The following is a 25594-nucleotide window of genomic DNA, read 5'->3' as shown; positions in this document are numbered from 1 at the left end:
CATGCAAAGGAAACCCGATGCGCACCATCTCCCGAACTCTTCTCGCAACTGCGATCGCGGTCGCGCTGCTCCCCACAGCCGTCATACCCACCTCGCCCGCGCGCGCGGAGGAGCCCGCCGCGCAGCTCTCCGTCACGCTGACGAACAGTGAGAAGACGGTCACGACGGGCGACAAGGTCACATACACGGGGCACGTGAAGAACCTGGGCGCCGCCGAAGCAGCCGTCACGATCGCCCTCGAGGCGCCCGGCTACCTCGAGCTCGGCGCGACCACCGGCGCGACTGTGGACAAGAACACGGCGACCTGGACGCCGACCATCGCACCAGGAGCGGACAACTCCTTTACCATCAGCGCCACGATCGGAAAGATCCCATCGACCGAGCGGCGCGTCACCGCGGTGGCCAGCGTCTACGTCGGAGACGGCAAGAAGCCCGTCGTCCGCACGGCCAACGCCAGCTTCATCCAGGGCGTGAAGGACACGCCCAACCAGAAGCCGGCCCGAGCAGCCGCCACCCGCAGCGCCCCGACCGTGCTCCCGTGGATCATCGGCGGCGGCATCCTCCTGGTCATCATCGCCGCTGCCGCGATCGTTCTCACCGTGCGCAACCGCACGCGCCCGCGACGCGGGACGCAGAACTAGACATGAGCGTGGGGGTACGCTCCCTGGCCGAAAACCTCGAGCTGATCGTCGAGCTGCTCCACGCTGCCGCCACTGCGGAGAACCTCGCGCAGGGTCCGGGGCGACGGGTGGCGTATCGAACCACCAGGCACCTGCTCGGCGGAGCGGTGCAGCTCGGGCACACGAACGCGGCGATCGCCGCCTCCCTCGGCGCCAGCTCCAACTCGATTCGTCTCCGAAGCACCGTCGACGGCCTCATAACCGCCGAAGACTTCGCCGCGGTCGCAGGCATCCCCGAGGCTCACATCCTCCGCTGGGACCAAGCCGGCCTCATCCGGCAGGAGGGCCCGGACATCGGCGGAACCTACGGATACCGCGCCTCCGCCCTCCTCGCAGCCTTCCTAACTCCTCCCCACGCGAGACACCAGTAACTGTCGCGAAACGCCCGGGATGCGCGACAGATGCTGGCATCTCGCGGCCAGCTACATGGCGTGGCAGACGATCTCGTCGATGTGCGCGTACTGGTGCACGGACGCGCCGTCGGGTGCGGTGTAGGTGTACGCGATGCCGGCCTGCAGGGGCGCGGTGTCGGTGAGCTGGTCGATCGTGTCCTGGCCGGATGCGTCAGCGAAGCCGACGACCACCTTCGCCGCCGGGCAGTCGCGGGGGGAGGTGAGGATGAAGGACCACCCGTCGCCCGCATACTGCACGCTGACACCGTCGTAGGCGGAGCTGTTGAGCGGGGCGGGCTCCCCGCTGCGCTGCGGGGCCGCCGCACCACCCGGCCCCAGCCCGAATACCGAGGTCGTGACGACAGCCACGACGGCGAGGAGCGCCATCACCCCCAGCACGCCGCCGAGCGACCACGCGACGATCGCGCCCGTCCGCTGCCGCGACGGCCCCCTCAGCAGCACCGCCCTGGCCTGCGTCAGTGCTTCGCGCCGCGCCGTGTCGCCCGGCCCGAGGGAGCCGACGCGCCACGTGTACACCCGATCGACGTCGTCGGCCGTCGCCGTGAGCGGCACCCCGAGCACGGATGCTGCCTCCTCCGGCGTCACCGCGTCACCCCGTCCACAACACCGTTGTCTACAGTCCCGTAGTCCGCCACCAGCGTCCGCGCCGCACCGTCCAGCTCCACCACGCCGCCGTACGGCAGTATCCACTGCGGCCGCGTGTGCCCGAAGGGCACGCCCGCGCAAACCACCGCATCTGGGTTGTACCGCGCGACCTCGTCGATGACGGTCGCGCTCTGCTCGGCCCGGTATGCGGCCCGGTCCGCCGCGGGCGGAACGTCGCCGAACTCACTTGCGGCCGGCCGCGCGACGATCACGCCCGCCACCGCGCCGAGGATGCCGCGCTCGCCGAGGGCGCGCATCCATCGCCGGATCAGTCGCGCGGGCGGCACCTCTTCGCTCGTCTCGAGGATGAGCACCGCGCCGCGCAGCGCGTCGAGTGCGGGGAGCCGGTCGGCGACCGCCAGCTGGTCGACCACCTCGATGCATCCGCCCCAGGTGCGTCCGGTGACGCGCGCGGCGGGTCCGGCCCACACCCACGGTTCGGTCGTCTCGCGGTCGCCGTGGTCGGTCAGCGCGCGCGGCGAACGCCAGTCGATCCCGAAGTCTTCGGAGTCGCCGGGATCGGTCACCTCGAGGCGGCCTCCGTCGAGCAGTGCCGCCCGCAGGGACGCCAGGTGGATGGGGTCGATGCCGGGTCCTGGGCCGAGGTGCACCTGGGTGGAACCGCCGTAGTACGCCTCGATCCCGAGGTGCCACATCCAGTTCAGGATGTTCGTGTTGTCGCTGTAGCCGAGGAAGATCGTGGGGTTCGCGGTGGCGAGGGCGGCGTCGAGATGCGGGACGACCGTGATCTGGTCGTCGCCGCCGATCGTCGCGATGATCGCCCGGATGTCCGGGTCGCCGAACGCGGCGTTCAGGTCGGCGGCGCGCGCCTCCGGTGTCGCGCCGAGCATCCGGGTGGTCGGGTATTCGACCGGCACCAGTCCGGTCGCCTCCGCGAGCCGTCGCATGGCCTGCTCGTGCACCTCCGGCGCAAACCCCGGCGCGGCGAACGACGGAGACAGCACCGCGATCCTGTCGCCGGGCCGCAGCTTCCCGGGCGAGAGGAGCGGGCGGATGACGTGTTCAGCCACGGCCCACCCAATCCACTTCGTCCATCAGCAGGTCGATCCCGCGCCCGACCGGCGTGTAGCCGAGCGACGTGGATGCGGTGGTGTCGAGCACGATCGGGTGCACCGTGCGCCACGGGTGGTGTCCGCGCTCGCCGTCGTCCGGCGCATCCACGAGGTCGAGCGCTCCCTGCCAGCCCACCCGGTCGCCGATCGCCCGCGCGATCTCTTCCGCCGTCGGCGTGTCCGGGTCGGCACTGTTCAGGATGCGCGTCCCCGGCGTGCCCGCGATGGCCTCGATGAGCGCGGCCGTGTTCGCCGCAGCGGTCAGATGGTCGACGGACCGCCCACCCTCGGCCAGCTCGATCCGTTCGTCTCCGCGCAGCATCCGCTCGACGAAGTGCCGGCTGCGTGCATTGCGCGCCCAGCGACCGTGCACCTTCGACGGCCGGATCACCGTGACGGGCAGTCCGCTGCTGAGCGCCGCCAACTCCACCGCGACCTTCGACGGCGCGTACCCGTCGCGCGTGTACGGGTCGACGTCGTCGCCGGCAGGGGGAAGCGTCGGATTGTCTTCGCGCAGCGGAACGGCGAACCGCGGAGGCTCGTCGCCGTTGATGTGTCGCCCGTCCGCGTCGACGTAGACGGCCCTGGTCGAGATGACGACCGTGTGCGCGACCGAGCCCATCACGGGGAGCAGGCTGCGCACATCCCGTGCCGAGTAGGCCACCAGGTCGACCAGCAGGTCGGTGTCGTCGCCGACCAGCCGCCCGATCACGGATGCGTCGGTCCGCGGCAGCGCATGGAACCGCACCCCAGCCTCGGCGAGTTCGGCCGGCATCGCCGCAGCGTCGCGACCGGTGACGTCGACCGTCCAGCCGCTCAGCGCGAGCCTCTCCGCCGTCGCCCCTCCGATGGCCCCCGTCCCGCCCAGCACGACCGCGCGCATCCACGTCCCCCGTTCGTCTCTGCACTGCAATCTACCGGTGCCCCGCGGGAGTCGGTTGCACGCCGCATTGGATAAGTGAAAACGGCCCCGCTTCTCACACAAAACGTTGCATTCTTATAGATAAATTTTAGATGCGTGCGACCCGCATATACCGTGTTGGTATCGCGATGAAGCGCCCAGGCGGTCGATGGCGATGTATCGAGATTGGAGTCAATTCATGAAAAAGATGGCAAAGACAGCTATGGTCGCGGTCCTCTCGATGGGCTCGCCAGGGCCGCGGGGCTCGTGTGCTCCCATCTCCGGACGATCTGCCCGCGGATGTCGTCGCCGCCATTGATGCCCTCGTCAGGGGTGCAGCAAGGCGGGGCGTCTCGCTCCCGCAGCTGGTCAGGTATCTGGAGGAAACGTCGACATGAGTGTTAGCCCCGTGGTTCGGTTCGATGGTGCACGAAGAGGTTTCGCGGCGATGTTGGTCACGGCCACATCCGTCGCGATCGTGTGGTCGCTCGTTGTCTGGGGCGATTCTCTGCCCGCTGAGCTGCCTTCACAGTGGTCGGGAGCAGAGGTGGTCTCGCGACTTCCCACGTGGGTGTTCGCTGGGATGGCAGTCGTGATTTCCGCTGTAGCCTCGGCCTTTGCCTGGCACGCTGCAGTCCGGCCCGAACACTACGACCGCCCCCGGCGGGCCTTCCTCATCGCGGGGTCGGTCGGGGCAGTCACCGCCGCGGCGTGGCTGATCAGCGCAAGCGCCGCTCGTACGTCCGGCCAGGAGATCGGTGCCGCCGGGCTCGTGGCGGTGGCTGCAGTGTTCTACGGCTTCATCCCTTTCGCTTTCGCACCGTCTCGCGCTCGGGCGGACTCCACCGGTGAACCTGCTGAGATCGTGCTGAAAGCCAACGAGACCCTTGCGTGGTCGCGAGCGCAGTTTGTACCGCTTTTTGCCTGGGCGACCGCGATCAGCGGTCTGGTGGCGATCGCGCTCGGCTACCTGCCGATGGTGATGACAGGAATCGTGGCGTCCAATCTCAGCGTCGCGATCGTGGCGTCGAGCCTCGCCGCAATGTTCTGCGTATGTGCTCGAGTTCGCGTATCGGTGGACATTCGAGGGCTTCGTGCACGGTCCGCAACGCTAGGAATTCGGCTCATGTCGGTTCGATTGAACGAGATTGACAAGGCGGCTGTGACCCGACTCGAACCCTCGCGGTGGTCTGGATGGGGCTATCGCGTCGGCCCTCGAGGTATGGCTCTCGTTCTTCGGGGCGGTCCAGCTATTGTCGCGACACTTCACAGTGGGGCCGAGATCGCTGTCACCACCCCGGGTGCGGATGAAGCTGTCGGTGTGCTTCTTGCTCTGAAGAGCCAGGAGCTCGGCCACGCTCCGCGATAGTGATCCGCAAAGCACCCGCCCCCACCCCTCACCGCGTGAGCTCGATCACCAGCTCCCGATGCGTCGCGACCCGCAGCCCGGTCTGCACGAACCCTTCGCGCTCCAGCGGCAGCAGCCCCCAACTGTCCGGCTGCTTCGGTGTCTCGGCATCGACGTATTCGATCAGCCAGATGCGTTCGACGCCCTCCAGGCGGTCGCGCGCATCCGCCTGGTCGACCGAGTACGCGGCGTCGTGCCAGGTGTCGTTCTGCTGGTACGGGGTCTGGAGGGTCACGTCGACCAGCCCGGCGAACCCGGCCGGGTACGTGTGCATCGCCAGCCGGGGGCGGCGGGAGGGGCGGACCGATTCGTCGAAGACCACACCGTCTCCCGGATGCGCGTGGGCGCCGACCACCGCGCTCAGCTCGGCCCAGTCGCTGTCGTTCTTCGCGTATGCCGTCCGCTGGCCGACGTAGACCGGCACGATCAGGGCGAGCAGCAGCGCCCCCGCCGTGATCCCGGCCCACGCCCGCAGACGGAACAGCGAGCGCACCCCGCAGGCGATCAGGATCGCCGCCGCCGGCGCGCAGAACGAGACATACCTGGCCGTGAAGCCGGGGATCACCGCCTGCGCGGAGACGAGGATGACCGTCGGCACGACCAGCCAGGCCACGGCCAGGGCGAGCGGCGTCGGGGTGCTACGGGTGAGCATCCACGTGTTGCGGACGCCGGACCGCACGCGCAGCATCCACGGGATGCACACCGCGGCCACCATGAGCGCCCACGCCACAGTGGCCACCCACCACGACCCGAACCAGAGCGAGCGGAACATCGTCTCGAACGAGGACTGGTCGGTGGTCGCCAGGTAGGAGATCTGGTTGCGTTCCAGCAGGCCGACGACGCCGAGGGGAACGGCGGCGAGCATCGCGCAGGCGACGGCCGCCGCCCAACCGATCAGGGTCGCACGCCGGACCCGGAGGGTGGCGAGGATCACCGCGTGCACCGCGACGAAGAGCGCCACGTAGAGGAACACGTACGTGCCGACCGCCAGGAGGGCCGCGTAGCCGACCCACCAGCCCGTCCCGACCTCTCTGCGGTGCAGGATCTCCACCAGCAGCACGGTCAGCCAGGCGACGACGGCCGCGCTGAACGCGTACGACCGTGCTTCCTCTCCCATGTAGGTCACGCGCGGGAGGATCATGCACACCGCACCGGCCAGCACGGCCAGTCGGCGGCCGTCGAGGCGCCAGACGAGCACCACGACTGCGGCGGTCGTCAGCCCGACCGCGACGGCGCTCGGGAAGCGGAGGGCGAACGGCGACGTTCCGAACACGCTGATCCACCAGTGCAGGCCCAGATAGTAAGCGCCGTGCACGGCGTCCACGTGACCGAGCATCCTGGCCAGCGACGGCAGGGAGCGCTCGGCGGAGAGCAGGCTGGCCGCCTCGTCGCCCCACAGCGACGGGATCCACGACCCCGCAGCGGCGAGCAGCGTCGAAAGGAGCCCGGCGAGGGTGGCGACGAACCACAGCGAGCCGGTGAGCGGCCGCGCTCGGAGAGGCGCTTGGCGCGTCGCGACGAGTGACACGGGGCGACCTCCCCTCTCACAGGCGAACCCTCACAGGCGAACTCTTCCCCTCAGTTCATCCTGTTGAGTCCCAGAATCCTCCAAGACGGAGGAATGCGCTACGAACCTGAGCGGATCGGCAGGGTGTTCAGGGTTACAGCGTCGGCAGGGTCAGTCTGAGCACTGTTCCCGCGTCGCTGGTGGCGGCGACATCGACGCTGCCGCCGGACCGCGCCGCGATGTCGCGCACGAGGGCGAGGCCGATGCCGAAGCTGGGACGGACGGGGGTGGGGCTGGTCCCCGACGCGCCCGCGCCCGCCGCGCCCGCCGACGCCTGCGGCGCCCGCGCGAACCGGTCGAAGATCCGCCGGGGGTCGATGCCCCAGATGCCCGTCCCCTGGTCGGCCACCGTCAGCGTCACCGTCCGCCCCTGCACCCGCACGGCGACGGTGATCGTCGACCCGTCCGGCGAGTGCGCGAGCGCGTTGTCGACCAGCGCCGTCACGCAGCGTTGCAGGCTCGCGGCGGGCATCGCGACGAGCGCGTCGTGCCCGGCAGGAGCATCCAGTCGCACGTCGATGCCGCGCGGCACGGCGAGCACCCGCATCGCGTCGGCCGCGCGGTCGACGGCCGCGAGCACCGATGTGGGGTCTCCGTGCGCATCCTGGACTGGCTCTGCGGCAAGCAGCAGGTCGTCGACGATGTCGATGAGGGCGCGCGCGTCGGTGCGCAGCTCGGCGACGACCGGCGAAGACGGGTCGTCGGGCGGCAGCGTGCGCTGGAGGATCTGCAACCGTGCGTCGAGCACGGCGAGCGGAGTGCGCAGTTCGTGGCTCGCATCCTGCACGAACGTCCGCTGCATCTGCAGTGCCCGGCCGAGCGGGCGCACGGCCCGCCGGGTGATGATCAGGCTGGCCGCCCCGGCCACCGCCACAGCGAGCACACCGACCACGACGAAAGCGATCATCGCCTCCGTGGTGTCGATGTAGATCTTGTGCTCACCGGGCCGCGGTTTCTCCGCCAGCTCGGCGGGCCGCAGCTGATCGAGCACGAAGAAGAACGCCACTCCGATCGCCGCGACCACGAGCGCCCCGGATGCGATGGTCAGCTGCACCCCGACCACACGGGATGCGCGCCTTACGGCCGTCGCGTCGACATCCGTCGCATCCACCCCGGCACGCCCGCTGCGCCTCACAGCGCCCCCAGCCGGTATCCCTCGCCGCGCACCGTGCTGATGAGGTCTTTGTCGGTCTTGCGCCGCACGTAGTGCACGTAGGTGTCCACGGTCCCGGGCTGTTCGTCGTTCTCGAACACCTCGCTCAGGATCTGGCGACGGCTGAACGTGCGCAGCGGGTTCTCCGCCAGCAGGCGCAGCAGAGCGGTCTCCCGCGCGGTCAACTGGATGCGCCCGTCGTACGGCGAGTAGATGCAGCGGCTCTCCGGGTAGAACTGCCAATCGCCCACCGCGATCACCGGCCCCTCGCCCGTGAACGTGCGCGTGATGGCGCGCAGTCGCGCGAGCAGTTCGTCGAACTCGAACGGCTTCACGAGGTAGTCGTTCGCCCCGGCATCCAGCCCACCGACGCGGTCGGCGAGACCACCGAGCGCCGTCAGCATGAGAATGGGCGTGACGACGCGGCGCGCCCGCAGCGTCTCCACGATGGTCACCCCGTCCGTGCCGGGCAGTCGTCGGTCCACCACGATGGCGTCGAACGTCCCGTCGAGCCCGGCGCGCAGCCCGGCGTCGCCGTCGGCGATCAGCGTCACCTCATAGGTCTCCGCGAGCACCTGTTCGATCAGCGGGCCGAGGCGCTGGTCGTCCTCGACCAGCAGCACGCGCTGCCGTTCACGCTCCATGAGCGCTCCGCGCCCTCCTCGCGGCGAGGACGACTCCGGTCAGCAGCAGAGCGACCCCGATGACGCCGATCACGATGCCGATCCACATGCCGGAGTAGTCGGCAACGGGGATGACCGGCATCGAGGTCCCGGCTTGGGTGTACTGGGTGTACGTGTTCACGGGGAGCGTCGGGATCGGGCCCTTCGAGATCACCACGATCGTGTCCACCGGTCTCGCCACCCAGGTCACGATCAGGCCGCCGATGGTCGCCAGCGCACCCACCACCAGCAGCGCAGTGATGCCCTTGTTCCCCCGCACGGCTTCGATCATGCAGCGAATCTACATGCCCACCGTGACGGTGCGCTGCTCCGGAGTGCGCCCCCGCGTCGCGAACAGCGATCGACGGTAGCGTGATGGGATGGGCATCCACTTGGTCGGCGGCGGCAATGACCCGCGCTACGACATCGACGTGTACACAGGCTTCGTGATCGAGGCGGCGCAGCGTGCCGCGAGGCGCGAACCGGATGCGACGGCCAGAATCGCCGTGATCACGGTCCGCGAGGGCGGAGAAACCGACCACGCCGCCCGGCTCGCGGAGGCGCTGACCACCGCCGCGGCGTCGGAAGCGGCCAGTGGCGTCAGCATCGAGCCGGTGATCGCCGCCTTCGCAGAGGGCCAGCTGGTCGACCCGAGCGCGCTGGAGGGCATCGACGCCCTGGTGGTCGGCGGAGGCCTCACGCCCGCCTACCTCGACGCCCTGCTCCCCTCGGCCGAGACCATCCAGGCGGCCGTCGTCGACGGGATGCCGTACCTCGGCTTCTCCGCGGGCGCGATGATCGCGCCGGATCGCGCCCTCATCGGAGGCTGGCGCATCGGTGGCGTCGAGGTCTCCCCGGAGGACGGCTCCGAGGAGCTGGACGAGGTCACCGTCGTCCCCGGACTCGGGCTCGTGGACGTGACCGTCGACGTGCACGCGGTGCAGTGGGGCAACCTCTCGCGGCTGATCGCGGCAGTGGATGCGCAACTCGTCGACGGCGGCGTCGCCATCGACGAGCACACGGTGCTGTCTGTCGGGTCCGGTCCGCTGCGCGCGGCCGGCGCGGGAACCGTGTGGGCGGTGACGCGGGGGACGCCGCACGTGCAGGTGCAGAGCATCCAGTGATCGGGAGTGGCGCCGCGACGCGTGTGATCCCCGCCTCTTAGCGATTTCTGGGAACCGCAGCGCCAGAGTGTCCTGGTGCTGCGCAACAAAGTCCCCGAGGTGACCGCCCTGTTCTGGGTGGCCAAAGTGCTGACCACCGCAATGGGCGAGACGACCTCCGATTTCCTCGTGCACCGGATCGACCCTCCCGTGGCGGTCGCCGGGGCCGCCGTCGTGCTGGCCGTCGCCCTTGTGCTGCAGTTCGCGGTGCGCAGGTACATCTCGTGGGTGTATTGGTTCGCGGTGCTGATGGTGGCGGTATTCGGGACGATGGTCGCCGACGTCATCCACGTGCAGTTCGGGGTGCCGTACCTGGTGTCGACGACGGTGTTCCTGGTGGTCCTGGCCGCGGTGTTCGCGCTCTGGTACGCGACCCAGCGGACCCTCTCGGTGCACAGCATCAATACGCGGCCGCGGGAGTTCTTCTACTGGTGCGCCGTGCTCACGACGTTCGCGCTCGGCACCGCGGTCGGCGACCTCACCGCCGTCACCTTCGGGCTCGGCTACCTCGCATCCGGGGTCGTCTTCCTGGTGCTGTTCGCACTGCCGGGTGCCGCGTACCGGTGGTGGGGGCTCGGCGCCACGGCCGCGTTCTGGGCGTCGTATGTACTGACCAGGCCGTTCGGCGCATCCATCTCGGACTGGCTGGCGGTGTCGCACGCGCGCCACGGGCTGGGCCTCGGCACCGGCCAGGTGAGTCTGGCGCTGTTCGTCGCCATCATCGTGGTGGTCGGCATCAGCAGCGGCCGCACCCGGATGCGCGTCACTGGGCTAACCCATAGCAACCCCGCAGCCCCTCCCCAGGAGAACTAAGAATCCGGCAAGAATCAGCCGCGATCGTTAGAAGCATGGAGATCAGACCATGACCGCGATCGCGACACCGCCGGCGGCCGCTGCGGAGACGAGCCGTCCGGCCAGGCGCCACGGTTCGGTGACCGTGCGCGTCGTGCTGGCGGCGGGCCTCGTCGGCGTGCTCTGGCTGTGGTGGGTCGGCGTCCCGGCGGGCTTCACCGCAACGCCCGCCAGCCTCGCCACCACCGTCGGCGAGCTGAGCGGGCTGCTTGGCGCATACCTGGTCTGCGCCCAGGTGCTCCTGATCGCGCGAGTGCCGTGGTTCGAGCGGGCGGTCGGGCTCGACCGGCTGGTCTCGTGGCACCGGTCGCTCGGCGCATCCGTCGTCCTGCTCGTGATCACGCATGTCGTGTTCATGGTGCTCGGCACAGAGATCCTGTCGAAGACCATGCCGTGGGATGCGTTCGTCGCGATGCTGCGGGACTACCCGGACATGCTCACCGCCCTCGTCGGCACCATCGCGTTCCTCGCGGTCGGGCTGAGCAGCGCGCGGCTGGTGCGCGCGAAGCTGACGTACGAGGTCTGGTACTGGCTGCACCTGACCACCTACGTCGCGATCTTCCTCACCTTCCTGCACCAGCTGAGCGGAGGCACGCACTTCGTCGAGCAGCCGTTCGCGCGCATCCTGTGGATCGCGCTGTACCTGGGGACCGCCGCCGCCGTGCTCACCTGGCGTTTCGTCCTGCCGACAATGGATGCGTGGCGGCACAGGATGCGCGTCGCCGCCGTGGTGCCGGAGGGCGAGGGCATGTCGAGCGTCTGGCTCACCGGCAACCGGATGCACGAACTCGGCGTGCGCGGAGGCAACTTCCTGAACTTCCGCTTCCTCGCCTGGGGCCACTTGCTCACGGCGCACCCGTACTCGGTGTCGCGCCTGCCCACCGACGGGTATCTGCGGATCACGGTCGGGGCGCTCGGAGACCACTCGACGCGCCTGTCCGGGCTGAAGAAGGGCACGCTGGTGTTCGCGGAAGGCCCGTTCGGGCACTTCACCGCGGACAGGGCGACCAGGCCGCGCATCCTGCTGATCGCCGGTGGTGCGGGCATCGGGCCGATCAGGGCGCTCGCCGAAGAACTCGTGGCCCGCGGGGCGCAGCCGGTGGTGCTGTACCGGGCGCACTCGACGGCGCACCTGGCGCTGGCCGCCGAACTGCAGGCCATGCCGGGGGTCACGGTCGTGCCGGTGCCCGGCCGCCGCAGCGAACTCGGCTACGACCCGCTCGACGTCGAGCCGATGCAGCGGTTCATCCCTGCGCTGCGCGACTGGGAGGCGTTCATCTGCGGACCGCAGGGGATGGCCGACCGCGCAGAGCAGACCCTCCGAGAGCTCGGGATGCCCGGGCGCTTCATCCACCGAGAAGAACTGAGCATGTCATGAGCCAGAAGAAGTGGCGAGGAACCATCCTGTTCACGATCATCGTGGTGGTGATGGGCGGGACGATCGGCCTCAAGCTGTACGGGCTGGGGGAGACGCAGACCGCGACGACGGCGGCGGTGGCGGGGCGGACGAGCGCGGGTGCGAGCACGGGCACGGGCTCGTCGGGAACCACCGGCACCTCCACCACACCGTCCCCGTCCTCGTCCGCGACCTCCACGCCCGCGACCGCGCCCGCCTCCGCGACCAGAGTGGTCACCGGCAGCACCGTCGACACCCGCTACGGCCCCATCCAGTTGCAGGTCACCTTCTCCGGCACGACGATCACCGCGATCACCGCCCTGCAGACCCCCGATCAGGATGGCCGCAGCGTCTCCATCAACGAGCAGGCGGTGCCGATCCTCACCCAGGAGGCGCTGGCCTCGCAGTCGGCGTCCATCGACACGGTCTCCGGCGCCACGTACACGTCCGAGGGCTACATGCGGTCCCTGCAATCGGCGATCGACCAGCGGTGAGGTTCGTGGAGACGGTGATGGGCATCCCGATGTCCATCGACCTCCGGGATGCGGAGGACAACGCGGCGGCGGATGCTGCCACCGGGGCCTTCGCGGTGCTGAGGGGGGCGGACGAGCGGTTCAGCGTCTACCGTCCGGACTCCGAGGTGAGCGCGGCCAACCGTGGCGAGCATCCATCGTCCGCCTTCAGCGACGAGCTGACCGCCGTGATCGCGCTGGGCGAGAAGGCGGCGCGGGCGTCGGGCGGTGCGTTCCGCATCCGGAAGCCGGATGGGACGCTCGACCTCGACGGCGTCGTCAAGGGATGGGCGGCGGCGCGCGCGGCCGAGGCGTTGCGCAACCACGGGATGCGCCGGTTCTGTCTGAACGCGGGCGGCGACGTGGTGGTCGGCGACGCTCCGGATGCTGCGCCGGCCTGGAACGTCGGCGTGCGGGCACCGAGCGATCCCGACGCGGTCCTGGCCGTGCTCGCCGCGGAGAACGCCGCGGTTGCCACCTCCGGCGCGTACGAGCGCGGAGCCCACATCGTCGACGGTCGCACGGGCGCGCCCGCCGCGGGGTTGCTCAGCGCCACCGTCGTCGCGGGCGACCTCACCACCGCCGACATCCTCGCCACCGCGGTCTTCGCCCTGGGCCGCCCCGGCGTCGACTGGGCGATCGGGCACGGCGCCACCGGCGTGCTCGCACTCACCGACAGCGGGCAGCTCCTCGTCTCCGGCACCATCCACTTCGCGCGGCCGGCGGCATGACCGAGCCCGCGACCTATACTGCGACAGTGAGCGGGATGCCCCGGGTGCTGGTAGCCGAGGACGACGCGCGCCTTGCCGGGATGCTGACCGAACTCCTCACCTCGGAGGGCTACGAGGTCGTCGTCGCCACGGACGGCCAGCGCGCCCTCCACCTCGGCCTCACCGAGGAGGTCGACGTCGTCCTCCTCGACCGCGGGCTGCCCATCCTGGACGGACTGGATGTGCTCGGCCGCCTGCGCGACAACGGCGTCACCGTTCCCGTGCTCATCCTCTCCGCCCTCGGCAACGCCGCGCACAGGGTCGAGGGGCTGGACGGCGGAGCGGAGGACTACCTGGCCAAGCCGTTCGACATCGACGAACTGCTCGCGCGGCTGCGGGTGCTCAGGCGGAGGAGCACTTCCACCACCCCCGCTGTGCGGTTCCCGGGCGGGATGCTCGAGGCCGGCAACCGCACGGTCGTCACCCCCCAGGGTGACCGCGTCGTGCTCTCCGAACGCGAGTCCGCGCTGCTCGAACAGCTGGCGCGGCGGCCGACGCAGGTGTTCTCGCGCGCCGTGCTGCTGGACACCGTGTTCGCCGATGCGGACGACCCGGGAGTGGTCGACACCTACGTGCACCACCTGCGGAAGAAGTTCGGCCGCGACCTCATCGAGACGGTCCGCGGCCTCGGCTACCGGATGGGCTCGCTGTCGTGATGGGTGCAGCGTCGTGACCTCGCCCGAACGCACGGAGGCCCGCTCGGCGGCCACCAGGCTCGCACTCCAGTTCACAGCGACCATCCTGGTGCTGTTCGTGGTGCTCGGTGCCGTGGTCCTGCTGGTCGTGTCGGCGGGGCAGACCGAAGCGGCCAAGCGCACGCTGGCCGACGCCTCCCAAGTCGACTCGGTGCACGACGCTCCACGGAACCTCCTCGTCACGGTCATCTCGCCACAGGGCAGGGAGAGTTCGCCCGGGCTGCCGGACGGCCTGCCGGACGAAGCGGCGCTCGCGCGCGTGCAGGCAGGCGGCCCGGCAGAGACCTCCACCGTCGAGGCCGGAGGGCAGAGCTACCTCACCGTCACCGACATCCGCCGCGGGAAGGTGGTGCAGGTGTCGTACGGGCTGGGCGAGCAGGCGGAGGAGCTGGGCCGCCTCGTCGGGGCCCTCGTCATCTCGGGCGTCGTCGCCGTGGTGGCCGGCGCGTTCCTCGCCGTCTTCTTCGCGCGCCGCGCCATGCGGCCGCTCGCCGACGCCCTCGCCCTGCAACGCCGGTTCGTCGCCGACGCGAGTCACGAGCTGCGCACCCCGCTGACCCTGCTCAGCACGCGCGCCCAGCTGGTCCGCCGCCGGGCACGGGATGCGTCCCCCGCCGTCGACCAGGAGGTCAGGTCCGGCATCGACGAGATCGTCGACGACAGCAAGGCGCTCACGGAGATCGTCGAAGACCTGCTGATCGCGGCCGACCCCCGGCAGGCGGCGGAGGCGGAACGGGTGAACCTCGCGGTTGTCGCGGCCGCGGTGGCGCGGGCGGCGGAGGCGCGGGCCGCAGAACGCGACGTGGTGATCGAGGTCGGCGGCGCGGGGGAGTCCGCCGAGGTATCCGGGACCCCGGTGTCGCTGAGGAGGATGGTGGTGGCGCTGGTCGACAACGCCGTCGATCACGCCGCATCCCGAGTGGTCGTCGACGTCGGGCGCGCAGGAGGCGACGTGGTGCTCACCGTCAGCGACGACGGCCCCGGATTCGCGGACGGCGCCGACCGCCGCGTGTTCGAGCGGTTCGCGTCGACGCGCACCGCCGACAGGGCGGGCAGGCACTACGGCCTGGGTCTCGCCCTCGTCGCCGACGTCGTCTCCAGGCACGGCGGCACCGTCGCGGTGGCGAGCGACGGGAAGGACGGCGGCGCAATCGTCACCGTCCGGCTCCCGGCCGACCTCAGAACGCGAACACCTGGCCGAACACGATCACCAGGATGAGGAACACGCCCACGATCCCGCCGATCACGCCCAGGGTGCGCTTGGACAGCTTGGCGATGCCGAACCCGACGAGGAACGGCAGGGCGAGGCAGCCGAGCGCGAGGATCCACCAGAACGCCTGAAAGCCGAACTGAGACGCCGATTCGAGGCGTCCGCCGAACAGCTTCTGCGTCGCGGGATGCGTGGCGAACGCGATGCACGCGGACAGCGGGTACGCGATCAGCACGGCGACGATCAGCCCGGCGAAGGCGCCCCACGCGCCCCGACCGACACCGGCACTGATGTCGAGCGTCTCTTCCTTGTGGGGTCCCTGCCTGCTCTTGGTGCTCATGCGCACAGCATAGGGGTCGGCGTCGGCGGCCGGGAAGGGACCTCCTGGCGCAGAGCGCACGGCAGGATTAGGCTCCGAAATGTCAGCCGCTTCGTCGAAGGAGGCCGGACATGGCTCTCGGCTCACCTCTGCACCACCCGCACTGCCCGTTCACCGACGGGTTCTTCCACAACCACGACTTCGATTACGACCTCCGCGTCGTGCTCGGTCACGCGTTCTCCGGGGCGGCGGACACCGGTGAGGTGCTCGCCGCGGTGGAGTCCGTCGGGGAGCGGGACCACGAGGCCTGGTTCGCCGCGTGGCTGGCGCTCGGCTCGCGGCTGCGCGCCGCCGGGGACGATCAAGCGGCTGCCGGGAACGACATCAGCGCTTCGCGGTCGTACCTCCGCGCATCCACGTATCTGGGTGCGGCGCTGAACGCGGTCGCCTCTCTGCCGTCGTCCGATGCGCTGCTGCCGACGTTCCGCGAGCACCGTGCGGCCTGGGACCGTTTCGTCGACACGACTCCCGTCTCGATCCACCGGGTGAACATCCCGTACGAGGGCACGTCGCTTCCCGGATACTTCTTCCGGCCGTGGGGCACGGCGGGGTCGGGCCGGACGCTCATCATGAACAACGGCAGCGACGGCGCGATCAGTTCGATGTGGGCGAGCGGAGGCGCTGGAGCGTTGCAGCGCGGGTACAACGTGCTGATGTTCGACGGCCCGGGCCAGCAGTCGATGCTGTTCGAGCGCGGGATGCCGTTCCGTCACGACTGGGAGGCGGTGATCACCCCGGTGGTCGACTACCTCCTCGGCCGCGACGACGTCGACCGCGACAAGCTGGCGATCTGCGGCATCAGCCAGGGCGGTTACTGGGTGCCGAGGGCGCTCGCGTTCGAGCACCGCATCGCGGCCGCCGTCGTCGACCCCGGCGTCGTGGATGTGTCGACCTCGTGGACCGGCCACCTCCCCAAGAGCATGCTGAAGCTCCTGGCCGACGGCGAGAGCGAGAAGTTCGACCGCGACATGGAGCTCGCGATGAAGTTCTCCCCGGATCTCGCCCGCACGTGGGAGTTCCGGGCCAGACCGTACAGGAAGGACAGCTATTTCGAGACGGTCAAGGCGGTCCTCAACTACCGCCTGGACAACGTCGCGTCCTCCATCACCACGCCGCTGCTGATCACCGAACCGGAGGACGAGCAGTTCTGGCCTGGCCAGTCCCGCCGCCTCGCCGAGCTGACGCCCGGCGTCTCCACCGTCGTCCCGTTCACCGCGGACGAGGGCGCCAACTTCCACTGCGAGCCGCTCGCCCGCTCGCTGGTCGACCAGCGCATGTTCGACTGGCTGGATGCGCGACTCGGGTGACCCTGTGCCTCCCTACTCGAAGACCGGCGTCGTGAAGCGGCGCTCGTAGCGGCGGATGCATCCGGTGTCGCGCGCGTACTGGAAGGCCGCGATGCACTCGGGGTCCGACGCGGCGGCTGTGCGGTACTTCTCGTACTCGGCCAGCGAGGGGAACGTGAACAGCGCGAACGCCTCGTCGCTGTCCCCTTCGCTCGGCATGAAGTAGCCGTGGTGCTGTCCGCCCAGTTTCTCGACCAGCCGGATCCACCGCCTGCCGTACTCGGTGAACTCCTCGAGTTTGTCGGCGTCGATCTCGTAGCGCAGGTGAACGGTGATCATGCTCGGTCCTCTCGTCGGGCGTCGATGTCCAGGGTCATGAAGGCGCTGTTCGGGTCGTCCGTGTACGACCCGTACGGCCCGCACTCCACGAACCCGGCCTTGGCGTACAGCCGCCGGGCCGGCACGAAGAAGTCCATCGATCCGGTCTCCAGCGACACTCTCCGCACATCCCGTGCCCGAGCGTCGTCGAGCGCGTGGGCGAGCAGCGCTGCCGCGATCCCCTGCCCCCGCCGCTCCGGGTCGGTGCGCATGGATTTCAGTTCCTCGTGCCCCGGCTCGTCGAGCGTGGCGAGCGCGACGGTGCCCACCACGTCGTCGCCGTCGACCGCCGTCCACATCCGCACTCGCGGCAGCTGCAGCCCGGCCAGGTCGAGCGCGTGCTTGCTCTCCGGCGGCGCGGTCGGCTCGAGGTCGTCGAGGTGCGCCTGCAGGAACGCGAGCAGGGACGGTGAGGCGAAGTCGGCGCGGGTGATCGTGAGGGCGGCGGGCACGGGACGACGCTATCGCAGCGTGGCGGGGTGGATGCGCGCCGCTGCTCAGGGGCCTTGCGGCTCGGGGGCGTGGGTGTGCATCCTGACCCCGTCGTCGTTGAAGATGCTGATCACCTGCGCCGGCTTGCCGCCCGCTGCCGAGATGGCGTGCGGTGTGCGCGTGTCGAACTCGGCGGCCTCGCCGCGGGTGAGGGTGAGGTCCTGGTCCCCGAGCCGCAGTCGCAGTCGGCCGGCGAGCACGTAGATCCACTCGTATCCGTCGTGCACCCGCAGCTCGGGAAGCACGGCAACCGGCGGATACGTGATCTTGTACGTGTGCACGGGCGAGCTCTCCGGCGCGAGCGGAGCGATCACGAGCCCGTCGCGGCGGATCACCGGACGATGGATGCGCGGATCGCTCGCGTCGACACTGATCAGATCGTCGACCCGGATGCCCAGCTGCCTGGTCAGCGGCAGCAGCAGCTCGAGGCTCGCCTGCCGCTTGCCGGACTCCAGCCGGGACAGCGTGCTCGCCGACATCCCGGCGCGGGACGCGAGCTCATCCAGGGTCCAGCCGCGCGACCGCCGCACGATCCTGAGCCTCGCGCCCACCTGTGCCAGCTCGTCGCGCATCCACTGTCTCCCGTCTGTGCTGCCGTGGCCAGTCTTGCTGTTTCCGCAATCTGCCTTGCCATTCTCTCACTCGTGGTCTGGACTGTCGAGATGAACACTGCAGACACCCCCACCGTTCGGGATGCGATCATCATCGGCGGCAGCGCGGCCGGCCTCTCCGCCGCGCTCATGCTGGGCAGGGCGCGCCGCCGTGTGCTCGTCATCGACGCCGGCCTCCCGCGTAATCGTTTCGCCGATCACATGCACGGCGTCCTCGGCAACGACGGGACGCCGCCCTCGGAGTTCGTACGCACGGGCCGCGCGGAGGCCGCCGCATACGGGGTCGAATTCCTGGATGCCACCGTCGACAGCGTGACCGACAACGGCGCCACCGTCACGGTGACGCTCACCGACGGCCGCGAACTGCCGACGCGCGCCCTCGTCGTGGCGACGGGCATCACCGACGAGCTGCCCACCATCCCGGGCCTGGCGGAGCGCTGGGGCACGACCGTGCTGCACTGCCCGTACTGCCACGGCTGGGAGGTCCGCGACCGCCGCCTCGGCGTGCTGGCGACGTCGCCGATGGCCCTGCACCAAGCCAAGCTCGTGCGCCAGTGGAGCGACCACGTCACTTTCTTCTCCGCCGCCGCAGGCGAACTCGCCCCGGCCGACGAGGCCCGCCTGCGTGCGAGAGGCGTGATCGTCGTCACCTCCCCGATCGCGGAGGTGCTCGGCGACGGCCCACAGCTCACCGGTGTCCGCACCGCTGACGGAACGCTGACCCCCCTCGACGCCCTCTTCACCGCCGGAGCGCCCCGCCCGCACGACACCTTCCTGACCGGCCTCGCCCTGGCACGCACGGACTTCCCCGCCGACCTCGGCTCCTTCCTCGCCGTCGACCAGGCGGGCAAAACCAGCCACCCCCGCATCTGGGCAGCAGGCAACGTGACCAATCCGATGGCCACCGTCCCGATGGCCGTCGGCGCCGGAGCGCTAGCGGGCGGCGCGGTGAATGGCACGCTGGTGGAGGAGGACTTCGACGCGGCGGTCGGTGGATGTTGACCAAACCCACTAACGCGTGTTAGTGTCCCATCACGCCCGCAGCTAACGCGGGTTAGTTTCCGGAAAGGACCACCGCGATGACGCGCCCCGTGACCATGAGCGACCTCGCTCGAGCGTTGGGTGTCTCGCGATCCGCTGTCTCCTTTGCGTTGAACAACGAGAACCAGGTGTCCGAGGAGACTCGCCGCCGCGTCGTCGAAAAGGCGGCGGAGCTCGGCTACCGACCGAACGCCGGCGCTCGCGCCCTGGCCTCGCAGACGACCGGTCTCTACGGACTGGTCACGGACATCGTCACCACCCCGTTCGCCGGCGACTTGATCGCCGGTGCCCAGGAGACCTTCTGGCGGCACGGCAAGTCCCTGATCATCGCCGGGACGAACACGCCGGATCATCCCGACCGGCGTTCCGTCGAGATGATGCTCGAGCACCGCGTGGGCGGAGTCCTCTTCGCGACGACGTGGAACCGCACGATCAAGGTCCCCAGTGTGCTGAGCGGCGTCCCCATGGCGCTGGTGCACTGCTCGGACATCGACGGGCACTATCCCTCCGTCCTCCCCGACGAGGTCGCCGGCGGATACGAAGCCGGGTCTCTGCTTGCCGACAGTGGCCGGAAGAGGATCGCCATGATCAATCTTCCCGAGGGCCTCACGGCGGCGGAGGGCCGACGCGTCGGCTTCGAACGAGCGCTGAAAGACGCCGGCCTCGTCGTCGACCCCGCACTGATCGTCACCGGCGGCGCCGACGCGACCGACGGCTACCGGGCTGCTAAGCACCTACTGCAGCAGCCGCTCATCCCCGACGGGATCTTCTGCGCGAACGACCGCCTCGCGATGGGCGCCTACGACGCCATTCGCGAGGCCGGGCTGCGCATCCCCGAAGACATCGGGGTCGTCGGCTTCGACAACCAAGAACTCATCTCTAGCTTCCTTCGCCCCTCGCTGACCACCATCTCCCTCCCGTTCCGGGAGATGGGTCGGATCGGCGCCGAGCTCCTCATGCAGATGGAGCGCGGCGAGGAAGGCCCTCGCGAAACCGTCGTGGTCAACTGCCCGACCGTGATCCGAGAGTCCATCTAACACCGCAACACATCCCCCTTCAAAGACGAAAGGCAAGCAATGAAACCCACTCGCACGCGCCGCTTCTGGCGCGCGTTAGTTCTCGGCGTGGCCCTAGCCGTCGGAGTCTCCGGCGCACTCGCCGCGTGCTCGTCCACGGCGAACAAGGGGTCCTCGCAGACCCTCCGGATCGCGGCGATCGGCAACGCGTCGTTCGTCCGCAACTTCAATCCGTTCTCGCCCACCGCCCTCGGCATGACCACACACGCGGTCTACGAGTCGATGATCGTCACCAACCTGGCCAAGGGCAACGTCGTGCCGTGGCTGGCGAAGTCGTACGACTGGAGTTCCGACGGGCTCAGCCTGACCTTCCACCTCCAGCCGGACGCGACCTGGTCGGACGGCCAGAAGCTCACCGCGGAGGATGTCGTCTACACCTTCGGGCTGGCGCGCACGGTGCTCGGCCCGACCACGTTCGACTACGTGTCGGATGTTCAGGCCAAGGACCCCGCGACGGTCGTCTTCACTCTGAACCGGAAGTACACGCCGGGGCTCTACGAGCTCGGGCAGCAGGTGATTGTTCCCAAGCACGTCTGGGAATCGCAGAAGAACCCGTCGACCTGGCAGAACCCGGACCCGGTCGGCTCCGGCCCCTTCACCCAGGTGACGAACTTCTCGGCACAGTCGTTCGACCTGCTGCGCAACCCGCACTACTGGCAGAAGGACAAGGCGAAGTACTCCGGCATCCGGCTGATCGCATACTCGGGCAACGACGCGGCGAACATCGCCGGCATCAACGGGCAGCTCGACTGGGGCCTTGGCTACATCCAGGACGTCCAGAAGACCTACGTGGACAAGGACCCCAAGTACCGCGGCTACTGGTTCCCGCCGGTCGGCTCAACCATCGCCCTCACCCTGAACACCACCGTGGCTCCGTTCGACGATGCCAACGTGCGCAAGGCGATCAGTATGGCCATCGACCGCAACGAGGTCGTCAAGACCGGCATGAGCGGTTACGCCCACCCCGCCGACTGCACGGGCCTCAGCGATGCATACAAGTCCTGGCGCGATGCAAGCATCGCCGACAACTGCACCTGGACCAAGAAGGACGTCGCTGCCGCCAACAAGCTGCTCGACGACTCCGGCTACCCCAAGGGCTCGAACGGCATCCGCACCGACAAGGCAGGCAAGCCGATCAGCTTCACCATCGGCGTCGGTTCGGCCTCGACCGACTGGATCTCGGTCGCCCAGGTCATCTCCCGCAACCTGAAGCAGATCGGCGTGGACGCCAAGCTGAACGTCAAGGACTGGTCGCAGATCAACACCGCACTGTTCGGCGGTACGTTCACCGGCAACATCGCCTGGAGCCAGGCGGGCGTGACGCCGTTCGAGTACTACCGCAGCGCCATGTCCTGCCAGACGGTCAAGCCGGTCGGCGAGCAGACCTCGCAGAACTTCCAGCGCTACTGCAGCAAGGAAGCCGACGAGCTGCTCAACCAGTTCGCGGCCGCCACCTCGGAGAGCGAGCAGCACTCGATCATGAACAAGCTGCAGGCCCTCTACAACCAGCTGGCCCCGACCGTTCCACTGTTCCCGGGCCCCGACTGGGGGATCTACAACAGCAAGAACTTCACCGGCTGGCCCAGCGAGAAGAACCCGTACGCGACGCTCTCCCCGGGTGAGTCGAGCACCGTTCTCGTGCTGACCACCGTGAAGCCGCGCGGCTGAACACCCGGAGTGCCGCGGTCGGCCCCCCACCGGCCGCGGCACCCTCCCCCTTCGCCCATATCGAAACAGAGAGACAACGATGACCCGCTTCTACAAGCCCGTCGGCGCCCGACTCGGAGACACCATCCCCTTCTACTGGGACGGCGTGTACCACGTCTTCTTCCTCAAGCGCTTCGCCGACGACACCCACGACCGGGTAGAAACGGACTGGTGCCACATCTCCACCACCGACTTCGTCGACTTCGTCGACCACGGGGTCGCCATCCCGAAGGGCGGCGTCAGTGACCCCGACTTCTCCGCCGCCACGGGCAGCGTCATCCGCGTCGGCGACGAATTCCACGCCTACTACACCGGGTTCCGAAAGTGGGACGGCACGAGCGCTGGACGGCACCAGACGGTTCTTCGCGCCCGCAGCACCGACCTGATCACGTGGACCAAGGACCCGGAGTTCGCGTTGGTGTCAGATGAGGACCACTACAACGCTGACGAATGGCGCGACCCGTTCGTGTTCTTCAACACCGAACGGCAGCGCTACCAGATGCTGGTCGCCGGTCAGACCCTCACCGGGCCTGTCCTGCGCCGCGGCGCCACTGTGCTCGCAGAATCCGAGACCACCGACGAATGGACCATCAGCCCTGAGCCGTTCTGGGCTCCGGGCATCTACTCCATGCACGAGTGCCCCGACCTGTTCCGCATGGGCGACTGGTGGTACCTCGTCTACTCCACACTCACCGACCGCACCGTCACCCGCTACCGCATGAGCCGCACACTCGACGGCCCGTGGATCAGCCCCGCCGACGACGAGCTCGATGGGCTCGGGCTCTACGCGGCCAAGACGATCTCCGACGGAGCCAACCGCTACCTCGTCGGGTGGGCGACCAATAACACCGCCGGTCAAGACGGAGCCGGGTGGCTCTGGGGCGGCAACCTCGTCGTCCACGAACTCGTCCAGCAGGACGACGGACGGCTCCTCGTGAAGCAGCCAGAGATCAGCCGCGCCGTGCTCGAGAGCCGGGCGCAGTCACGGACCCCGCTGCCTGCGAAGCAGGTCGGTTCGGCGAACGGGTTCGCGACCAGCACGATCGCCTGGCTGCCTCACGCCGGGATGATCGACATCGCCCTCACCGCCGAGCCCGAGACGAAGGCCTTCGGCATCGAGTTGCGCACTACACCGGAACGAGACCACGGCTACTCCGTCACCTTCGAACCGCCGCTCTCCCGAATCCTGGTCGACCGCCTCGACCGTTTCGGCGCCGATCGCCCATACGACGTCCGCCCATACACCGGCGGCTCGAAAGTGCAGCTGCGCATCGAGACGCAGGGTGAGCTCTACGTCATCTACATCAACGACGAGCAGGCGATCACGCTCCGCGGCTACGACCGCACCGGAACCGAGTTCGGTGTCTTCGCCACCGAAGGCGAAGTGGCCGTTTCCGACGCGGAGCTGACCGTCATCCAGCAGGACGAGGAGGTCCAGCGATGAACAACGACTGGGTCAATGACATCCAGGAGCGGATCAAGCGTGGCGAGCAGTCCGCGTCGATCACCGCCGAGAACCCCACCGGCGCACGTGGCGCCGGTGGGCAGACATCCTCCCCGCTTGGTCCCGGTCGCAAAGGACGTCCGTGCATCACCCTTCCCGCCGGGGAGACCACCGAGCTCGCGAACATCGACGGAGCGGGCACCATCCGCCACATCTGGATGACCGTCGCCACCCACACAGAGGCCGTCGGATTCGTCCTCCGGGACCTCGTGCTGCGGATGTACTGGGACGGATCGGAGACCCCCTCCGTCGAAGTCCCGCTCGGCGACTTCTTCTGCAACGGCAACGGCGAGCGCGCCCTGGTCACGTCCGACCTGGTCGTCGTCGCACCGACCGGCGGCATGAACGCGTACTTCACCATGCCCTTCCGCGATGGCGCCAGGATCACGATCGAGAACCAGCACCCGGTGGATGTGGGCGGTCTGTTCTACCAGATCGACTACCTCAGCAGCCCGGACCCCGAAACGGTCGCCGACCTGCGCTTCCACGCCACCTGGCGCCGCGAGAACCCCACCACGATCGGGGAGGACTTCACCATCCTCGACACCGTCCACGGCCGCGGCGCCTTCCTCGGCACCTATCTGAACATCGTCGCCCTCGAGCGGTACTGGTACGGCGAGGGCGAGGTGAAGTTCTTCATCGACGGAGACGCCGAGTACCCGACCATCTGTGGCACCGGCACCGAGGACTACTTCGGCGGCGCCTGGGCGTTCCAGGACCGGCTCTCCTCAGAGTCGGAGCCCGAGGTTCTGACATTCTCGGCTCCGTACTGCGGCTACCCCACCTATTCGACCAACGACACCTCGCAGCAGGCGGTCTACTCCACCGCGATGGCGCCCGTGCACGGGATGTACCGCTGGCACGTGCAGGACCCGATCCTGTTCAGCGAGAACCTCCGTGTGACCGCCCAGCAGATCGGCCAGGTCGGCACGGACATCGTCGAGCGCTCCGACGACGTCGCGGCCGTCGCCTATTGGTATCAGACGCCGCTCGCCACCGACCGCACCCCCATCGCCTCGAGAGAACTGAGGAGGCCGCGATGATCTTCGTGCTCCGCCGATTGGGCTACTACCTGATCGCCTTCTGGGCGTCTCTGACGCTGAACTTCCTGTTGCCCCGACTGATGCCGGGCGACCCGGTCGGCAGGATGCTCTCCTCCATGAAGGGCACCCTCGACGACTCCCAGGTCGCCGGCTACCGGCACCTGTTCGGCCTCGACAACACACCGGTCTGGCAGCAGTACTTCCGCTACATCGGCGACGTCTTCACCGGCAACCTGGGCATCTCGATCTCCACGTTCCCCACCCCGGTGAGCACCGTCATCGGATCGCAGATCGGCTGGACCATCCTCCTGGGCGGCACAGCGCTGATCATCGCGGTGGTCCTCGGCAACCTGCTCGGCGTGTTCGCCGCGTGGCGACGCGGTGGCGCCCTCGACTCGCTGCTGCCGCCGATCTTGGTCTTCGTCGGCTCGTTCCCGTACTTCTTCGTCGCCATGGCGGCGCTCTACATCTTCGGCGCAGCCCTCGGCTGGTTCCCGATCGGGCAGGCGTTCACCCTCGGCACCACCCCCAGCTTCTCGTGGGACTTCATCGGAGATGTCCTCTACCATCTCGTGCTGCCGGCGGCGACCATCGTCATCGTCACCATCGGCGGGTGGATGCTCGGCATGCGCAACACCATGATCGCGACCGCCGCCGAGGACTACATCACCATGGCCCGTGCCAAGGGCCTCAAGGAAGGCCGGATCATGTTCCGGTACGCGGCCCGCAACGCGATGCTCCCCTCGGTCACCTCCTTCGGCATGTCGATCGGCTTCGTCGTCGGCGGCGCCCTTCTCACCGAGGTCGTCTTCGCCTACCCCGGCATCGGCTACCAGCTGCTCACCGCCGTCCAAGCGCTGGACTACCCGCTCATGCAAGGCATCTTCCTCAGCATCACGGCCGCCGTCCTCGTGGCCAACTTCCTAGTCGACATCGTGTACGTCCGGCTCGACCCGCGCGTGCGAGTGAGGTGAGAT

General features: G+C 69.0%; 28 protein-coding genes. 17 read left to right on the top strand and 11 right to left on the bottom strand.

What is annotated here, in order from left to right; translation table 11 throughout:
• Positions 1-17 precede the first annotated feature (17 nt).
• Together B7438_RS04190 and B7438_RS04185 are read left to right on the top strand one after the other, a co-directional pair.
• The gene (locus B7438_RS04190; protein WP_085368288.1) at positions 18-641 is read left to right on the top strand and encodes a DUF11 domain-containing protein; all 624 of its coding nucleotides are present in this window, start codon (positions 18-20) and stop codon (positions 639-641) included.
• A gap of 2 nt (positions 642-643) precedes the next feature.
• Positions 644-1051: a hypothetical protein gene (locus tag B7438_RS04185; RefSeq protein ID WP_085368287.1), complete on the top strand. Its 408-nt coding sequence runs from the start codon at positions 644-646 to the stop codon at positions 1049-1051.
• 51 nt (positions 1052-1102) lie between these two features.
• On the opposite strand, the gene B7438_RS04180 is transcribed toward B7438_RS04185, so the two are convergent.
• The 3 genes from B7438_RS04180 to B7438_RS04170 are packed head-to-tail and all read right to left on the bottom strand — an operon-like array spanning position 1103 to position 3694.
• Entirely contained in the window at positions 1103-1678 is a 576-nt protein-coding gene (locus B7438_RS04180; RefSeq protein ID WP_085368286.1) for a hypothetical protein, read from the bottom strand.
• Positions 1675-2769 (bottom strand): S66 peptidase family protein, encoded by a 1095-nt coding sequence (locus tag B7438_RS04175; RefSeq protein ID WP_179150720.1) that lies wholly within the window; start codon positions 2767-2769, stop codon positions 1675-1677. Before B7438_RS04175 ends, B7438_RS04180 begins: the two co-directional genes overlap by 4 nt.
• On the bottom strand, positions 2762-3694 hold the full coding sequence (locus B7438_RS04170; protein ID WP_085368285.1) for an NAD-dependent epimerase/dehydratase family protein: 933 nt from the start codon (positions 3692-3694) through the stop codon (positions 2762-2764). Before B7438_RS04170 ends, B7438_RS04175 begins: the two co-directional genes overlap by 8 nt.
• A gap of 466 nt (positions 3695-4160) precedes the next feature.
• Between B7438_RS04170 and B7438_RS04165 the strand changes: the two genes are divergently transcribed.
• Positions 4161-5081 (top strand): hypothetical protein, encoded by a 921-nt coding sequence (locus B7438_RS04165; RefSeq protein WP_085368284.1) that lies wholly within the window; start codon positions 4161-4163, stop codon positions 5079-5081.
• Positions 5082-5109: 28 nt separating this feature from the next.
• On the opposite strand, the gene B7438_RS04160 is transcribed toward B7438_RS04165, so the two are convergent.
• The 4 genes from B7438_RS04160 to B7438_RS04145 all read right to left on the bottom strand — a co-directional run bounded on the left by B7438_RS04160 (position 5110) and on the right by B7438_RS04145 (position 8794).
• On the bottom strand, positions 5110-6648 hold the full coding sequence (locus B7438_RS04160) for a glycosyltransferase family 39 protein (RefSeq protein ID WP_085368283.1): 1539 nt from the start codon (positions 6646-6648) through the stop codon (positions 5110-5112).
• Between the two features lie 133 nt (positions 6649-6781).
• Positions 6782-7822 (bottom strand): sensor histidine kinase KdpD, encoded by a 1041-nt coding sequence (locus B7438_RS04155; protein ID WP_143465591.1) that lies wholly within the window; start codon positions 7820-7822, stop codon positions 6782-6784.
• Positions 7819-8484: a response regulator transcription factor gene (locus B7438_RS04150; protein ID WP_085368281.1), complete on the bottom strand. Its 666-nt coding sequence runs from the start codon at positions 8482-8484 to the stop codon at positions 7819-7821. Before B7438_RS04150 ends, B7438_RS04155 begins: the two co-directional genes overlap by 4 nt.
• Positions 8474-8794: a hypothetical protein gene (locus tag B7438_RS04145; protein ID WP_085368280.1), complete on the bottom strand. Its 321-nt coding sequence runs from the start codon at positions 8792-8794 to the stop codon at positions 8474-8476. The genes B7438_RS04150 and B7438_RS04145 overlap by 11 nt, the downstream gene beginning before the upstream one ends.
• Before the next feature lie 88 nt (positions 8795-8882).
• On the opposite strand from B7438_RS04145, the gene B7438_RS04140 reads away from it, so the two are divergent.
• The 7 genes from B7438_RS04140 to B7438_RS04110 all read left to right on the top strand — a co-directional run bounded on the left by B7438_RS04140 (position 8883) and on the right by B7438_RS04110 (position 15109).
• On the top strand, positions 8883-9626 hold the full coding sequence (locus B7438_RS04140) for a Type 1 glutamine amidotransferase-like domain-containing protein (RefSeq protein ID WP_085368279.1): 744 nt from the start codon (positions 8883-8885) through the stop codon (positions 9624-9626).
• A 75-nt stretch (positions 9627-9701) separates the two neighbouring features.
• Positions 9702-10478, top strand: a complete 777-nt coding sequence (locus B7438_RS04135) for a hypothetical protein (RefSeq protein ID WP_256921857.1) — start codon at positions 9702-9704, stop codon at positions 10476-10478.
• Between the two features lie 49 nt (positions 10479-10527).
• Positions 10528-11895: a ferredoxin reductase family protein gene (locus B7438_RS04130; RefSeq protein ID WP_085368278.1), complete on the top strand. Its 1368-nt coding sequence runs from the start codon at positions 10528-10530 to the stop codon at positions 11893-11895.
• Entirely contained in the window at positions 11892-12407 is a 516-nt protein-coding gene (locus B7438_RS04125) for an FMN-binding protein (RefSeq protein WP_085368277.1), read from the top strand. The genes B7438_RS04130 and B7438_RS04125 overlap by 4 nt, the downstream gene beginning before the upstream one ends.
• The gene (locus tag B7438_RS04120; RefSeq protein WP_256921856.1) at positions 12404-13156 is read left to right on the top strand and encodes an FAD:protein FMN transferase; all 753 of its coding nucleotides are present in this window, start codon (positions 12404-12406) and stop codon (positions 13154-13156) included. The genes B7438_RS04125 and B7438_RS04120 overlap by 4 nt, the downstream gene beginning before the upstream one ends.
• A gap of 35 nt (positions 13157-13191) precedes the next feature.
• Positions 13192-13851: a response regulator transcription factor gene (locus B7438_RS04115; protein WP_179150724.1), complete on the top strand. Its 660-nt coding sequence runs from the start codon at positions 13192-13194 to the stop codon at positions 13849-13851.
• Positions 13852-13864: 13 nt separating this feature from the next.
• Positions 13865-15109, top strand: coding sequence for a HAMP domain-containing sensor histidine kinase (locus B7438_RS04110; protein ID WP_256921855.1), 1245 nt, complete (start codon positions 13865-13867; stop codon positions 15107-15109).
• On the opposite strand, the gene B7438_RS04105 is transcribed toward B7438_RS04110, so the two are convergent.
• Entirely contained in the window at positions 15069-15440 is a 372-nt protein-coding gene (locus B7438_RS04105) for a hypothetical protein (RefSeq protein ID WP_085368402.1), read from the bottom strand. The two genes, B7438_RS04110 and B7438_RS04105, sit on opposite strands and share 41 nt — an antisense overlap.
• Before the next feature lie 110 nt (positions 15441-15550).
• Between B7438_RS04105 and B7438_RS04100 the strand changes: the two genes are divergently transcribed.
• Complete coding sequence (locus tag B7438_RS04100) at positions 15551-16786, top strand: S9 family peptidase (protein ID WP_085368275.1); 1236 nt, start codon at positions 15551-15553, stop codon at positions 16784-16786.
• A 12-nt stretch (positions 16787-16798) separates the two neighbouring features.
• Here the strand turns inward: B7438_RS04100 and B7438_RS04095 are convergent, their stop codons facing one another.
• From B7438_RS04095 to B7438_RS04085, 3 genes are read right to left on the bottom strand one after another with little or no spacing between them, the layout of a single operon-like run.
• Positions 16799-17104, bottom strand: a complete 306-nt coding sequence (locus tag B7438_RS04095) for an NIPSNAP family protein (RefSeq protein WP_085368274.1) — start codon at positions 17102-17104, stop codon at positions 16799-16801.
• Complete coding sequence (locus B7438_RS04090; RefSeq protein ID WP_085368273.1) at positions 17101-17595, bottom strand: GNAT family N-acetyltransferase; 495 nt, start codon at positions 17593-17595, stop codon at positions 17101-17103. The genes B7438_RS04095 and B7438_RS04090 overlap by 4 nt, the downstream gene beginning before the upstream one ends.
• Before the next feature lie 45 nt (positions 17596-17640).
• A complete protein-coding gene (locus tag B7438_RS04085; protein WP_085368272.1) occupies positions 17641-18207 on the bottom strand; it encodes a helix-turn-helix domain-containing protein in 567 nt (188 codons plus the stop codon).
• 90 nt (positions 18208-18297) lie between these two features.
• Between B7438_RS04085 and B7438_RS04080 the strand changes: the two genes are divergently transcribed.
• From B7438_RS04080 to B7438_RS04055, 6 genes are all read left to right on the top strand, one after another.
• Positions 18298-19248, top strand: coding sequence for an NAD(P)/FAD-dependent oxidoreductase (locus B7438_RS04080; RefSeq protein WP_085368271.1), 951 nt, complete (start codon positions 18298-18300; stop codon positions 19246-19248).
• A gap of 77 nt (positions 19249-19325) precedes the next feature.
• A complete protein-coding gene (locus B7438_RS04075) occupies positions 19326-20324 on the top strand; it encodes a LacI family DNA-binding transcriptional regulator (protein ID WP_085368270.1) in 999 nt (332 codons plus the stop codon).
• 39 nt (positions 20325-20363) lie between these two features.
• Entirely contained in the window at positions 20364-22031 is a 1668-nt protein-coding gene (locus B7438_RS04070; RefSeq protein ID WP_085368269.1) for an ABC transporter substrate-binding protein, read from the top strand.
• A 79-nt stretch (positions 22032-22110) separates the two neighbouring features.
• Positions 22111-23514, top strand: coding sequence for a hypothetical protein (locus B7438_RS04065; protein WP_085368268.1), 1404 nt, complete (start codon positions 22111-22113; stop codon positions 23512-23514).
• Positions 23511-24617 carry a glycoside hydrolase family 172 protein gene (locus tag B7438_RS04060; protein ID WP_085368267.1) on the top strand — a complete coding sequence of 369 codons (1107 nt, stop codon included), beginning with the start codon at positions 23511-23513 and terminating at the stop codon, positions 24615-24617. The genes B7438_RS04065 and B7438_RS04060 overlap by 4 nt, the downstream gene beginning before the upstream one ends.
• A complete protein-coding gene (locus tag B7438_RS04055) occupies positions 24614-25591 on the top strand; it encodes an ABC transporter permease (RefSeq protein WP_085368266.1) in 978 nt (325 codons plus the stop codon). The genes B7438_RS04060 and B7438_RS04055 overlap by 4 nt, the downstream gene beginning before the upstream one ends.
• The last annotated feature ends 3 nt before the right edge of the window (positions 25592-25594 follow it).

The organism is Leifsonia sp. NCR5, assembly GCF_002105485.1.
Classification (GTDB): domain Bacteria; phylum Actinomycetota; class Actinomycetes; order Actinomycetales; family Microbacteriaceae; genus Leifsonia.
This window is presented reverse-complemented; position numbering and strand designations above follow the sequence as displayed.

Excerpts from the sequence above, each read along its gene's own strand:
- B7438_RS04190 (WP_085368288.1), top strand. The coding sequence starts at position 18 with ATGCGCACCATCTCCCGAACTCTTCTCGCAACTGCGATCGCGGTCGCG.
- B7438_RS04185 (WP_085368287.1), top strand. The coding sequence starts at position 644 with ATGAGCGTGGGGGTACGCTCCCTGGCCGAAAACCTCGAGCTGATCGTC.
- B7438_RS04170 (WP_085368285.1), bottom strand. The coding sequence starts at position 3,694 with ATGCGCGCGGTCGTGCTGGGCGGGACGGGGGCCATCGGAGGGGCGACG.
- B7438_RS04165 (WP_085368284.1), top strand. The coding sequence starts at position 4,161 with ATGTTGGTCACGGCCACATCCGTCGCGATCGTGTGGTCGCTCGTTGTC.
- B7438_RS04150 (WP_085368281.1), bottom strand. The coding sequence starts at position 8,484 with ATGGAGCGTGAACGGCAGCGCGTGCTGCTGGTCGAGGACGACCAGCGC.
- B7438_RS04145 (WP_085368280.1), bottom strand. The coding sequence starts at position 8,794 with ATGATCGAAGCCGTGCGGGGGAACAAGGGCATCACTGCGCTGCTGGTG.
- B7438_RS04140 (WP_085368279.1), top strand. The coding sequence starts at position 8,883 with ATGGGCATCCACTTGGTCGGCGGCGGCAATGACCCGCGCTACGACATC.
- B7438_RS04130 (WP_085368278.1), top strand. The coding sequence starts at position 10,528 with ATGACCGCGATCGCGACACCGCCGGCGGCCGCTGCGGAGACGAGCCGT.
- B7438_RS04125 (WP_085368277.1), top strand. The coding sequence starts at position 11,892 with ATGAGCCAGAAGAAGTGGCGAGGAACCATCCTGTTCACGATCATCGTG.
- B7438_RS04115 (WP_179150724.1), top strand. The coding sequence starts at position 13,192 with ATGCCCCGGGTGCTGGTAGCCGAGGACGACGCGCGCCTTGCCGGGATG.
- B7438_RS04105 (WP_085368402.1), bottom strand. The coding sequence starts at position 15,440 with ATGAGCACCAAGAGCAGGCAGGGACCCCACAAGGAAGAGACGCTCGAC.
- B7438_RS04100 (WP_085368275.1), top strand. The coding sequence starts at position 15,551 with ATGGCTCTCGGCTCACCTCTGCACCACCCGCACTGCCCGTTCACCGAC.
- B7438_RS04095 (WP_085368274.1), bottom strand. The coding sequence starts at position 17,104 with ATGATCACCGTTCACCTGCGCTACGAGATCGACGCCGACAAACTCGAG.
- B7438_RS04085 (WP_085368272.1), bottom strand. The coding sequence starts at position 18,207 with ATGCGCGACGAGCTGGCACAGGTGGGCGCGAGGCTCAGGATCGTGCGG.
- B7438_RS04080 (WP_085368271.1), top strand. The coding sequence starts at position 18,298 with ATGAACACTGCAGACACCCCCACCGTTCGGGATGCGATCATCATCGGC.
- B7438_RS04075 (WP_085368270.1), top strand. The coding sequence starts at position 19,326 with ATGACGCGCCCCGTGACCATGAGCGACCTCGCTCGAGCGTTGGGTGTC.
- B7438_RS04070 (WP_085368269.1), top strand. The coding sequence starts at position 20,364 with ATGAAACCCACTCGCACGCGCCGCTTCTGGCGCGCGTTAGTTCTCGGC.
- B7438_RS04065 (WP_085368268.1), top strand. The coding sequence starts at position 22,111 with ATGACCCGCTTCTACAAGCCCGTCGGCGCCCGACTCGGAGACACCATC.
- B7438_RS04060 (WP_085368267.1), top strand. The coding sequence starts at position 23,511 with ATGAACAACGACTGGGTCAATGACATCCAGGAGCGGATCAAGCGTGGC.
- B7438_RS04055 (WP_085368266.1), top strand. The coding sequence starts at position 24,614 with ATGATCTTCGTGCTCCGCCGATTGGGCTACTACCTGATCGCCTTCTGG.